The sequence below is a fragment of the Actinoplanes philippinensis genome (assembly GCF_900113015.1).
GTDB classification, from domain to species: domain Bacteria; phylum Actinomycetota; class Actinomycetes; order Mycobacteriales; family Micromonosporaceae; genus Actinoplanes; species Actinoplanes philippinensis.
Map to the genome: position 1 here is coordinate 64,865 of NZ_FONV01000020.1, position 11,769 is coordinate 76,633.

Genomic DNA, 11,769 nt, shown 5'->3' on the forward strand with positions numbered 1-11,769 from the left:
CTGAACTCCTTCGAAGCTAGCCCCGCCCGCGCCGAGGTGTCAAACTTTTTTTACACCAATCGGCGGCTACAGGGCCTCCCGCGCGGTCCGCGGGCGACGGCCGAGCAGCTCCCCGAGCAGCGGGTCGACACCGGCGAAGAACCCCTGCCGCGCGGCCTGGTAGAAACCCAGCAGGAAACCGGTCATGTGCTCGGGCTGACCGGCCGCCAGCTGCGCGGCGACCCAGTCCTTCTCGTCCATCGGCTGGTACCGGACGGCTCGCCCGGACAGCTCGGAGGCGACCGCGGCGAGCTCCTCGAAGGTCGGGGCGGCGTCCGCGGTCAGGGTGACCGGGCCGTCGTGGGCGACCGGGGAGGTCAGGATCAGCGCGGCGGCCTCGGCGGCGTCCTCGCGCGCCGTCCAGGAGACCGGGCCGTCCCCGGGCACGGCGATCACCCCGGTCTCGCGCCACGGGCCGGCGAGCCACTGGAGGCTGTGCGCGTAGAAGCCGTTGCGCAGCGAGGTCCACGCCACCCCGGACGCGGCCAGGAGCTGCTCGGTCGCGAAGTGGGTCCGGCCCGGGGCGAACGGGTTGCCGCCGGCCGCGGCCTGATGACTGGTGTAGAGGATCCGCTTGACGCCCGCGGCGACCGCCGCGTCGACAGCGGCACGGTGCAGGCTCACCGCGTCCGCGCCCGGATCGTTGGAGGAGACCAGCAGCAGCTGGTCGGCGCCCGCGAAGGCGTCCGGCAGGGAACCGGGATCGGCATAGTCCCCGCGCCGCACCCCGACACCGCGCTGCGCGAATCGCTCGGCCTTCGCGGTGTCCCGCACGGCCACCACGACCTCCGAAGCGGGCACCCGATCCAGCAGGTGGTCGACGGTGGCGCCGTTGAGGGCGCCGGTCGCACCGGTGACGATAATCATTGATTCGCCTTCCTTGTTATCGGTGGAAACATCTCGACCGTAGCCGCCGTAATCGCCGATAGCAAGTCGGTGTTATCGTTGATTCATGAGTGAGGTGGTCAAGAGCCGGACCGACACCCGCACGGCGATCGTCGAGGCGGCCACGGCACTGCTGCACGAGGGCGGCCCCGGCGCCGTGACGACCCGTGGGGTCGCCGAGCGGGCCGGTGTGCAGGCCCCGGCCATCTACCGGCTGTTCGGTGACAAGGACGGCCTGCTCGAAGCGGTGGCCGAGCACGTGCTGGCCACCTTCGTCGCGGGCAAGGCGGCGGGCATGGCCGCGGCCACCGCGTCGGACGTCGACCCGCTCGACGACCTGCGCGCCAGCTGGCACCGGCAGATCGATTTCGGACTCGCCAACCCGGCCGTGTTCCGCCTGCTCAGCGACCCGGAACGGGTGCGCGGCTCAGCGGCCGCCCGGATGGGCCGGGAGATCCTGGAGACCCGCGTCCACCGCCTGGCGGCCGCCGGCCGGCTCCGGGTTCCCGAGCCGCACGCCGTGGCCATGATCCAGGCAGCGGGCGCCGGCACCACCCAGATGCTCCTGGCCACCCCGGCGGAGCACCGCGACGCGGGGCTCGGTGACTCCATGCTGGACGCCGTCCTGGCCCGCATCCTGACCGACGCCCCGGCCGCCACCCCGGACGGCCCGCGCACCTCGGCCGTGGCCCTCCGCGCCGTCGCCCCGCGACTGGAGGCGCTGACGCCGTCCGAGCGCCACCTGCTGATCGAGTGGCTGGACCGGATAACCGAGACCCCGGCATAGCCACCCGGGCGGGCTCCCGCGCCGGCTGGCACCGGGCGAGTGCTCACGGGGTGGTAAGGGCCTCGGCCGGGTTGTGCGGCACGGCCAGGTGGCGGCGGCGGGCAGGCAGGAGCATCGTGGGGTGGGCGAGGTTCCAGGCGGCGCCGGCGCAGATCAGCTCCTTGACGCGGGCGGCCGGGCGGCCGGTGAGCGCCTTCGGGGTGGCCCGGTCGTCGGCGGTGACGACTTGGATGATGCCGTCGCGGCGGCCCAGGCTGATGCACTGGGCGTGGTATCGGATGGTGTTGCGGGGCGGTTCGCCGCCGGTCAGGCGGGCGGCGATCGCGTCGGCGGCCTGCCATGCCATCGGGGTGCCGCTGGCGCACGACATCCGCAGCGGGCGGCCGCCGGGTCCGGCGGCGAGGGCGGCGTCGCCGACGGCGTAGACGTGCGGGTGGGACACCGAACGCATGGTCTCGTCGACGACGATCCGGCCGTCGGTGACGGTGACGCCACTGGCCCCGGCGATCGGGTGCGCGGTGAAACCGGTCGCCCACACGGTCAGGTCCGCGGGGAGCCGGGCGCCGTCGGTGTGCTCGTGGACGGTGATGCCGAGACGGGCGGCGGCGCCGTGCAGGTGGGTACGGGCCCGGTCGCCCAGCCAGTCGCCGAACTCCCCGCGGACGGCGATCCGCACGTCGAGACCGGGACGGGACTCGGCGATCTCGGTGACCGCCTCGATGCCGGTCAGGCCGCCGCCGACCACCAGGACCGAGGCGCCGTCCGGGAGCGCGCGCAGACGGTCCCGGACCCGCAACGCGCCCTGCTCGCCGGCGATGTGGTGGCCTTCGGCGGCGGCGGTGCTGCCCAGCGCGTACACCAGGGTGTCGAAGTTGATCTGACGACCGTCCTCGCAGGTGACGGTGTTGTGGCCGGCGTCGACGGCGACGACGCGCGCCTGTCGCAGGGTGACGCCGGTGCCGGCCAGGATGTCGCGCAGCGGGCGGCGGGCGACGTGCTGGCCGGTGGCGAGCTGGTGCATGCGGATCCGCTGCACGAAGTGCGGTTCGGCGTTGACCAGGGTGATCTCGGTGTCGGCGGGGTGCAGGCGGCGGGCCAGGCGGCCGGCGGCGTGCAGGCCGGCGTATCCGGCGCCGAGGACGACGATGCGGTGCTTCATGACGGGCTCCTGTCCGGTGGGCTGCGATCACACCCTGAACCGGACAGGCCCACGATCCCTGACAGTGAGCTGGGTCACTTGGCGTGGGCGGCGGCCCAGGCGCGGGTGATCCGCTCGAGTTTCGACGGGCTGCCCTGGATCTTCAGGGCGGCGATGCCGTCGCCGGTCACCTCGATGCAGATGACGCCGACGACCTGGTCACCGGCGAGCCCGACGAGCGCCGGTCCGCCGTTGACGACCGCCGGATGCAGGGAGAGGTCGCTCGACGGGAGGAACCGGTCGATGGCGCCCGGCCGGAGGATGCCGCGCAGCAGCCGGGCCAGCTGGAGCCCGCCGACGATCGGGGTGGTGCGGGCCGGGACCTCGCCGCCGCCGTCGGCCACGCCGACCGCGTCGACGGTCAGCAGCCTGACCAGGGGCTCCACCTCGCCGCTGAGGGCCGCCGCGAGGAACTGCTCGGCGATCCGGCGGGCGGAGGCCACATCGGTCCCGGTACGCGCGCGCCCCGCGGCCATGTGCTGCCGGGCCCGCCGGTGGATCTGCTGACAGTTCGGCTCGGTCAGGTCGAGGATCCCGGCGATCTCGGCGTGCGGATAGCCGAACGCCTCCCGCAGCACGTAGACCGCCCGCTCGTTCGGGGTGAGCCGCTCCATCAGGGTGAGCACGGCCATCGACACCGAGTCGCGCTGCTCGGCGGTCTCGGCCGGGCCGAGCATCCGGTCGGAGTCGAGCAGCGGCTCGGGCAGCCACTGGCCCACGTAGGTCTCCCGCCGGGCCCGCGCCGAGGTCAGCTGGTTGAGACAGACGTTGGTCAGCACCCGGGTCAGCCACGCCTCGGGGGTCTCCACCCGGTCCCGGTCGGTGGCCTGCCAGCGCAGGAACGTGTCCTGCACGGCGTCCTCGGCGTCACCCGCCGAGCCCAGCATCCGGTAGGCGATCGCTTCGAGACGTGGGCGGGCCCGCTCGAACACCTCGACGTCCTGAGCGCTGACCACCATGCCCGCCAATCTATCCCGCCCCGGCCGGATGCCGGCGCAGCAGCACGGCGCTCGAAACAGCGCCGGCATCCGGCGGCCGAGGCGGGCGTTGCGGCCCGGACGCCGGCGCCTGCGGGAGGGCCCGCCCGCCGCGACTCCCGGGCAACGTACGCACAGTCCGTCACCGACCGGCAGCTCAGCGCCATGCTCGGCGGCGGGCGACCGGGCTCTCGGCACGATCACGACCCCGCAGCCCACGGAGACAGATCACCGGTACGGACCGATAGCCAGTCCGGCAATCCGGAAGGTACGGTACAGACCTCGTAGTCGGTGATCTTCCTCCGTTCCGATACGACACGAGGCTGATTGGGGAGCAATCGATGCCTGCGGCAGGCCGCTGGACGAACTGGTGGCGCAGGCGGGAGCAGAAGCAGGCCGACCCCGTCGAGGCGGTCGAGGAGCCGGTACCGGCGCCGGAGCCGCCCGCGGCACCGGACCCGTGGCGGCCGGTCGCCGGCGAGTTCGCGCTCCGGCTGCTCACCCTCACCTGGGAGGCGGTCCACCACATCGGGGAGGCCGAGTTCCGCGAACAGGACGCCGAGCGCCGCAAGGTCCTGTTCCGCATCGACCACTCGGTCACCCGGGTCCGCCGCCTCGCCGAAAACCTCCGGGTCCTCACCGGCGAGCCGTTCGACGACCCGGACCAGCAGGTCACGTCCCTGCAGGACATCGCCCACGCGGCCGGCGCCGCGGTGGAGAACTACGAGCGCCTGCACTTCGGCCCGATCGCCGATCTCGCGGTCGCCGCGGCCGCCGCCGACGACGTGATCCGCATCCTGACCGAGCTGATCGACAACGCCGACCGGTACTCCGCACCGACCGAGCCGGTCACCATCGCCGCGCACCTCACCGGCGACGGCGACGTGGTGATCCGGGTCGAGGACAACGGCATCGGCCTCAACCCGGCGCACGTCCCGTGGATCGAGCGGCTGCTGGACAGCCCCGGCGGGCCGGCCGCCGGCGAGCTGCGGCCCGCCCACCTGGGACTGTCCGTGGCGGCCGTCCTCACGCACCGGCACCGGTCGCTGCGCGTACGTCTCGTCCCGCGCCTGCCGCGCGGCACCGTCGCCATGCTGATGATCGGCGCCGATCTTCTCTGTGAGACGCCGCGCCCGGCGCAGCCGGAGCCGGCAGCGGCCCTCGACGCGGTGCCCGAGCAGCGGCGCAGAGCCATCACCGGCGACGAGGTGACGATGGTGCTGCCGACGCAGAAGGCGATGCCGCGGCGGGTCCCGGCCAGCGTGCGCGGCATCGACCCGCCGCCACCTCCGCTCACCGACCGGGTCCACCAGACCACCTGGCACGACGACGCCGCCGACTTCAACGCCGGTGTGGACGCCGCCCGGTCCAAGGCGCCGCACCGCATCGAGCACCCCCCGAACGTGCACCCCCAGAAAGCCGAAGGACCCCGATGACCGACCACCGCTTCCCCGCCGACGCCGACCAGCCGGACGTCACCTGGCTGATCGACCAGCTCGTCCGTGACGTGCCGACGATCACCGCCGTCGTGCTGGTCTCCGCCGACGGCCTGCAACTCGCCTCCTCCGGCCACCTGAGCCGGGAGCACGCGGAGAGCGTCGCCGCCCTGGCCGCCGGGTTCCTCGGCATCACCGGCCAGCTCGGCGGGCTGCTGCAGCTCGGCGCCCCGGAGAACCTCAGCATCCGCTACCCGCACGGCCACCTGGCGTTCCTGCGCATCGACGACCCGTCCGGCGACTTCGTCGCGGCGCTGCTGGTGGCGGCGCAACCCCAGACCCGGATCGGGCACCTGGGGTACGCGATGACCACGTTCAGCCAGTCCGTCGGTCATGCCCTGACCCCGGAGACCCGGCACGCGCTGCACCAGAACACCCTGCCCGCACCGGCACGCCGCTAGGAGGCCAGGCATGGTCCGAAGGCCGGGGCTGCACTGGAAGGTGCGCCCGTACATGACCGCCCGCGGGCGCACCGGCAGCCGGAGCCCGCTGCTGATCCACACCCTGGTCTCCACCGGCAACCGCTACGACCCGCTGCTCGCGGCCAGCCTGGCCCCGGCCTCCCGGACCCTCTACGAGCAGGCCCGGCGGATGTCCTCGGTGGCCGAGCTGTCGGCCGGCTGCGGACTGCCTCTCGGCCTGACCCGGCTGCTGATCGGCGACCTGCTGAAGACCGGTCAGCTGGAGGTCCACGACCCCCGCTCCGCCCAAGATCTAGCGCTTCTGGAGAGACTCCGTGCCGGCCTCGCCCGACTCACCTGACGGCATGCTGATGATGACCTCGGCGAAGATTGTCGTGGCGGGCGGTTTCGGCGTGGGCAAGACCACGGCGGTCGGCGCCATCTCGGAGATCCCGGCGATCCGCACCGAGTCCTGGATGACCGCGGCCGCCGCCCAGATCGACCGTCTCGACCCCGGCATCGACAAGGTGACCACCACCGTCGCGATGGACTTCGGCCGGGTCACCATCGACGACACCCTGGTGCTCTACCTGTTCGGCACGCCCGGCCAGCCCCGCTTCTGGCCGATGTGGGACGACCTGGTGCGGGGCGCGGTCGGCGCGCTGGTCCTGGTCGACACCAACAACCTGGCCAACTCGTTCGCCGCCGTCAATTACTTCGAGCACGACGCGGACGTACCGTGGATCGTAGTCGTGAATCTGTTCCATGGAGTTGCCACCCACGAGCTGTCCGAGGTGCGGGAGGCCCTGGCGCTGCCCGCCCACGTGCCCCTGATCGCCGCCGACGTCCGGGACGCCCGCAAGGTCGCGAGAGCTTTGCTGGCCGTCGTGGACCACGCCGCGAAACAGGCCATCGGATAGCCGGAAAAGCACACCAGGAGGCGGAAAACCTTGCGCAACATTCTCATCGTGGGAGCCGGTCAGGCCGGTCTCCAGCTCGCCCTGAGCCTGCGGGCCGAGGGCTACCAGGTCACCCTGATGTCGGCGCGTACTCCCGACGAGATCCGCAACGGCTGGGTCATGTCGACCCAGGCGATGTTCGACATGGCGCTCGGCACCGAGCGCGCCTACGGCCTGAACCACTGGGAGACCGAGACACCGCCGATCAACGGCCTGCGGGTCGCCCTGTCCGCGCCGCCCGGCCAGCTGGCCCTGGAGATCACCGCGCCGCTGGAGAAAACGGCCCAGTCCACCGACCAGCGGATCAAGATGGCCCGCTGGCTGGAGGACGCCCAGGAGCGCGGCGTCGACGTCGTCTACAACGCGGTCACCACCCAGGACCTCGACGCGATCACCCGGCTGGGCCGCTACGACCTGACAGTGGTCGCGGCCGGCAAGGGCGATCTGGTGGCGATGTTCGACCGCGACCCGAGCCGTTCGCCGTACACCGAGCCGCAGCGGGGGCTCGCTGTCGCGTACGTCCACGGCCTCGAACCCGACCCCCAGTGGCCGGTCCCGCACGTCGGCTTCCACGCCGTCCCCGGCCTCGGCGAGCTGTTCGTCATCCCCGGCCTCACCCACAGCGGCCCGTGCGACATCCTGTTCTGGGAGGCGATCCCCGGCGGCCCGCTCGACCGGTGGGCCGGCAACACCGGCCGGATGGCGCCCGGCCAGCACCTGGCCCTCACCCTCGAACTGATCCGCGAATACCTGCCCTGGGTCCACGAACGCGCCGCGAACGTGCAGCTCACCGACGCGAAGGCCACCCTGCACGGGCGGTACACGCCGACCGTACGCCGTCCGGTCGCCCACCTGCCCGGCGGCGGAACGGTCCTCGGTCTCGCCGACGTGGTCATCGCCAACGACCCGATCACCGGGCAGGGCAGCAACACCGCCGCGAAGGCCGCCGACCACTACCTGAAGGCGATCCTGGCCCGCGGCGACCAGCCGTTCGACGAGCAGTGGATGACCGGCACGTTCGAGAGCTTCTGGACCGCGCACGGCCAGGCGGTCACCGGCTGGACCAACGCCATGCTCCAGCCGCTGCCGCCGCACGTGCAGCAGCTGCTCGGCGCCGCCTCCCAGAACGAGCAGATCGCCCGCCGCTTCGCGGCCGGTTTCGTCGACCCCAACGATTTCCTCAACTGGTTCGTCGACCCGGAGAAGGCCGCCGCCTACCTCGCCGAGGCCGGTGGCCCGGCCTGAGAACCCCTCCCCGGGGGTACGCCGTGAGCGCCGAGGACAGCCACGCCGGCCCGGTGTGTCACCGTTCCTCGGCGCGCCGGCCCGGTTCCCGGACGCCGAACCACTGTTCGGCGCCGAACCTGTGGAATCTCGCCGCCTCGACGAAGCCGAGCCTGGTCGCCAGGCGCATCGACGGGGCGTTGGCGGACTGGGTCACCAGGACCACCGGCTCGGCCGGGCAGGTGGCGGTGAACCAGGAGAGGGCCGCCTCGCACGCCTCGGCGGCGTAACCGCGGCCCCACGCCCTCGGCAGGAACAGGTAGCCCAGGTCCGCCTCGCCGTGGGCGGGGCGGACCCGGTCGGCGGGGCCCAGGTTCCGGCGTTCCAGCATCACCGTGCCGATCATCTCGCCGCCGGCCTCCACCACGAACACGCCGGGGCGGCGGCCGGGAATCTCCGGCAGAGCCTCCAGGGCCTCCGGGGTCTTCGGGCCGCCCAGGTAGGTGTGCACCTCGGGTGACCCGAGCAGCTCGACGAACGCCGGGCGGTCCCGGGGCTCCGGCTCGCGGAGGACCAGACGGGGCGTACGGATCGGGGGCGGTGGCCAGACAGAGGCGTCGGAATCGGTCATGCGGGAAGACTAGGAGTACGACTCAAGTCGTACGCCGGGGTTCATCATCGGGGTGGACGCCGCCGGGACCGTACCTCCCTAGCGTCGTGGATGTTCCTGATCGTCCACCTCCGGGAGTCGTCCGTGTCGTCGTTACCCCTTCTCGTCGCTGACGAGGTGAGCAAGTCGTTCGGTGTCACGCCGGCCCTGCGCGGCGCGTCGTTGCAGGTCTATCCGGGTGAGGTGCTCGCGCTGACCGGGCCGTCCGGGTCCGGCAAGTCCACTCTGCTGCACTGCCTGTCCGGGATTCTCGCGCCCGACGAGGGGCGGATCACCTATGACGGCCGGGATCTGGGGGCGATGGGCGACCGGGAGCGCAGCGCGTTGCGGCGCGGGGCGTTCGGGTTCGTGTTCCAGTTCGGGCAGCTGGTGCCGGAGCTGACCTGTCTGGAGAACGTGGCGCTGCCGCTGCGGCTCGCCGGGGTCCGCCGCCGGGCAGCCGAGCGGGCGGCCGGGGAGCTGCTCGCCCGGCTCGAGGTCACCGATGTGGCCGGTAAACGACCCGGTCAGGCGTCCGGCGGGCAGGGGCAGCGGGTCGCCGTGGCGCGGGCGCTGATCACCACGCCGCGGGTGATCTTCGCCGACGAGCCGACCGGCGCGCTCGACTCCCGCAACGGGGACCAGGTGATCCGGCTGCTGGTCGCGGCGGCCCGGGAACGCGGGAGCGCCGTCGTGCTGGTCACGCACGAGGAGCGGATCGCGGCCTGCGCGGACCGCATCGTCGCCTTCCACGACGGCGCACCGGCGACGACGGCGGCCACCCGATGAGCGGCCGTCCGGTGAGCTCCCCTCGGCTTCCCGAGGGCGGGCGGGGCGGTTCGATCAGGGCGCTGCTCCTCGGGGTGCGGCTGAGCGTGGCCGGCGGCCGTTCCGGCTGGCTGCGGCTCGCCCTGATCGCCGCCGGTGTGGGCCTGGGCGTGGGCATGCTGCTGGTCCTGGCGGGGGTGCCGACAGCGACCGCGGCCCGGGAGCACCGGCGTTTCGACCGGGAGCCGGGCCCGGCCGTCGAGCAGCCGGAGACGCCACCGGGAGAGGCGGCGCGGGCCGACCCGCCGGCGGGCCCCGGGACGCTGCTGGCGCTGACCGTGGAGACCCGGTTCCGGGACGAGATGGTCCGCGGCCGGATCCTGCGCGCCGACGGCGACCGCGCGCCGGCCCCGCCGGGACTGACCCGGGTACCGGCGGCGGGCGAACTGTTCGTCTCCCCCGCCCTGGCCGAGCTGATCACCGGACCGGGCGGCGCGGTCCTGGCCGAGCGCTGGAACGCCCGCGTGGCCGGGACGATCGCCCCGGACGGCCTCTCCGGCCCCGACGAGATGTGGTTCTACGCCGGTTCGAGCACCCTGACCGTCCACGACGGCGCCACCCGGATCGCCTCGTTCGGCAGTGACCGCGAGCCCACGACCGACGCCATGATCGTGGTGCTGGCCGTGATCGGGGCGGCGGTCATGCTGATGCCGGTGCTGGTGTTCGTGACAACAGCGGTGCGGTTCGGCAGCGAGAGCCGCGAACGGCAGCTCGCCGCGATCCGGCTGGTCGGCGCGGACGCTGCGATGACGCGGCTGATCGCGGCCGGGGACACACTGGTCGGCGCGGTGCTGGGCCTGGCCGTCGGCGGGGCGGTGTTCCTCGGGCTGCGCCAGGTGGCAGGCCTGCTGGTGCCGGCGGACTTCAGCCCGTACCCCGCCGATCTGCGCCCCGCCCCGCTGCTCCTCGCGCTGATCCTGCTCGCGGTGCCGGCCGGATCGGTCCTGGTGACGCTGGCGGCGCTGCGCCGGGTCGTCATCGAGCCGCTCGGCGTCGTCCGGCGCGGCAGCGTCCGGCGGCGCCGGCTGTGGTGGCGGCTGGTTCCGCCGGGGATCGGTGTGGCCCTGCTGTATCCGCTGATCGGCGGCCTGCCGGAGGAGGTCGGTGACGGCACGCGCGCGCAACTGGCGGCCGGGGCGATCCTGCTGCTGACCGGTGTCGTGGTGCTGCTGCCGTGGCTGGTGCAGGCGCTGGTGCGGCGGCTCGGCGCAGGGAGCGTCGGCTGGCAGCTGGGGGTCCGGCGGCTGCAGCTGGACAGTGACACGGCCGTCCGGTCGGTGTCCGGCGTCGCCGTGTCGGTCGCCGGGATCATCGCCGTGCAGGGGCTGCTGGGCGCGTCGATCGCGGCCACCGGCGGGGCCCAGCCGCCGGACGACCGGTTCCAGATGGTCGCGCACACCAACGGCGCCGACGGCGCCGGCTGGCGGGCCGCCCTGACGGGCACGCCGGGGGTGGTGGCGGTGGAGACGTCCGGCTACGGCTATCTGCGGGACGGTGCGGAGGATCAGAGCGGCGCTTCGGTACGGGTGGGCGACTGCGAGATCCTGCGCCAGTACGCCCGGCTGCCCTCGTGCGCCGACGGTGACGTCTTCGCGGCCGTGATGCCGGGCTGGGACAACACGATCGAGAACCCGGGTGACACCTTCTACGGCGCCGACGACACGGTCGCGCTCTCCCGGTGGACGGCTCCGGCCGGGCTGCCCGAGGTGACGCTCTACCCGGGCGATGCCGGCCCGATGTCGTACCTGGCGACCCCCGGCGCGCTGGGGATCCGCCCCGACCTGCGCGGGCTGACCGTGGACGGCTACCTGATCCGGCTGGACCCGGCCGACCCGGACGCCGTCGAGCGGGTCCGCAACACGATGACCCGGCTGGCCCCGGCCGCGCCGTTGCAGCTGTTCGGCGACGACCGGATCGGCGACCAGTTCGCCGGGGCCCGGCAGGTGGCCCAGGGCTGCGGCGTCCTGCTGCTGCTGTTCATCGGCGCGAGCATGCTGGTGAACGTGACCGAGCAACTGCGCGAGCGACGGAGGATGCTGGCGGTGCTCGCCGCGTTCGGCACCCGGCGGCGGACCCTGTCGGCGTCGGTGCTCTACCAGGTCGCCGTTCCGGGGGCGGCCGGGCTGCTGCTCGCGGTGCTGACCGGCAGCGGCCTGTCCGCGGTGCTGCTGGCGGCCACCCGGGCGCCGGTGGTGATCGACTGGCCGGCGATCACGCTGATGGCCGCCACGGTCGCCGGGATGATCCTCGCCGTCACGGGCGCCGGGCTGCCGCTGCTGTTCCGCCTGTCGCGGGTCAGCGAGCTGCGCAGTGAGTGAGGCTCCTA

At 73.4% G+C, this 11,769-nt stretch carries 12 protein-coding genes; 8 read left to right on the top strand and 4 right to left on the bottom strand.

The annotated features are described in order from the left end of the window. Positions 1–66 precede the first annotated feature (66 nt). The gene (locus BM290_RS40065) at positions 67–906 is read right to left on the bottom strand and encodes an NmrA family NAD(P)-binding protein (RefSeq protein ID WP_093621205.1); all 840 of its coding nucleotides are present in this window, start codon (positions 904–906) and stop codon (positions 67–69) included. An 85-nt stretch (positions 907–991) separates the two neighbouring features. Between BM290_RS40065 and BM290_RS40070 the strand changes: the two genes are divergently transcribed. After that, the gene (locus tag BM290_RS40070) at positions 992–1,711 is read left to right on the top strand and encodes a TetR/AcrR family transcriptional regulator (RefSeq protein ID WP_093621206.1); all 720 of its coding nucleotides are present in this window, start codon (positions 992–994) and stop codon (positions 1,709–1,711) included. A gap of 43 nt (positions 1,712–1,754) precedes the next feature. Here BM290_RS40070 and BM290_RS40075 read toward each other — a convergent pair whose 3' ends face one another. Both BM290_RS40075 and sigJ read right to left on the bottom strand, forming a co-directional pair. Further along, entirely contained in the window at positions 1,755–2,870 is a 1,116-nt protein-coding gene (locus BM290_RS40075; protein WP_093621207.1) for an NAD(P)/FAD-dependent oxidoreductase, read from the bottom strand. Positions 2,871–2,944: 74 nt separating this feature from the next. Continuing rightward, positions 2,945–3,868: an RNA polymerase sigma factor SigJ gene (gene sigJ, locus BM290_RS40080; protein ID WP_093621208.1), complete on the bottom strand. Its 924-nt coding sequence runs from the start codon at positions 3,866–3,868 to the stop codon at positions 2,945–2,947. 359 nt (positions 3,869–4,227) lie between these two features. Between sigJ and BM290_RS40085 the strand changes: the two genes are divergently transcribed. The 5 genes from BM290_RS40085 to BM290_RS40105 are packed head-to-tail and all read left to right on the top strand — an operon-like array spanning position 4,228 to position 7,987. Continuing rightward, positions 4,228–5,322, top strand: a complete 1,095-nt coding sequence (locus BM290_RS40085) for a sensor histidine kinase (protein WP_093621209.1) — start codon at positions 4,228–4,230, stop codon at positions 5,320–5,322. After that, positions 5,319–5,783, top strand: coding sequence for a roadblock/LC7 domain-containing protein (locus BM290_RS40090; RefSeq protein WP_093621210.1), 465 nt, complete (start codon positions 5,319–5,321; stop codon positions 5,781–5,783). The genes BM290_RS40085 and BM290_RS40090 overlap by 4 nt, the downstream gene beginning before the upstream one ends. A gap of 10 nt (positions 5,784–5,793) precedes the next feature. Next, positions 5,794–6,144: a DUF742 domain-containing protein gene (locus tag BM290_RS40095; RefSeq protein WP_093621211.1), complete on the top strand. Its 351-nt coding sequence runs from the start codon at positions 5,794–5,796 to the stop codon at positions 6,142–6,144. 13 nt (positions 6,145–6,157) lie between these two features. Next, positions 6,158–6,703 carry a GTP-binding protein gene (locus BM290_RS40100; protein WP_093621276.1) on the top strand — a complete coding sequence of 182 codons (546 nt, stop codon included), beginning with the start codon at positions 6,158–6,160 and terminating at the stop codon, positions 6,701–6,703. 30 nt (positions 6,704–6,733) lie between these two features. After that, the gene (locus tag BM290_RS40105; protein ID WP_093621212.1) at positions 6,734–7,987 is read left to right on the top strand and encodes a styrene monooxygenase/indole monooxygenase family protein; all 1,254 of its coding nucleotides are present in this window, start codon (positions 6,734–6,736) and stop codon (positions 7,985–7,987) included. Between the two features lie 58 nt (positions 7,988–8,045). On the opposite strand, the gene BM290_RS40110 is transcribed toward BM290_RS40105, so the two are convergent. Beyond that, positions 8,046–8,597, bottom strand: coding sequence for a GNAT family N-acetyltransferase (locus BM290_RS40110; protein ID WP_093621213.1), 552 nt, complete (start codon positions 8,595–8,597; stop codon positions 8,046–8,048). 90 nt (positions 8,598–8,687) lie between these two features. On the opposite strand from BM290_RS40110, the gene BM290_RS40115 reads away from it, so the two are divergent. After that, positions 8,688–9,404, top strand: a complete 717-nt coding sequence (locus BM290_RS40115; protein WP_093621214.1) for an ABC transporter ATP-binding protein — start codon at positions 8,688–8,690, stop codon at positions 9,402–9,404. An 11-nt stretch (positions 9,405–9,415) separates the two neighbouring features. Then, entirely contained in the window at positions 9,416–11,761 is a 2,346-nt protein-coding gene (locus tag BM290_RS40120; RefSeq protein WP_143134108.1) for an ABC transporter permease, read from the top strand. The last annotated feature ends 8 nt before the right edge of the window (positions 11,762–11,769 follow it).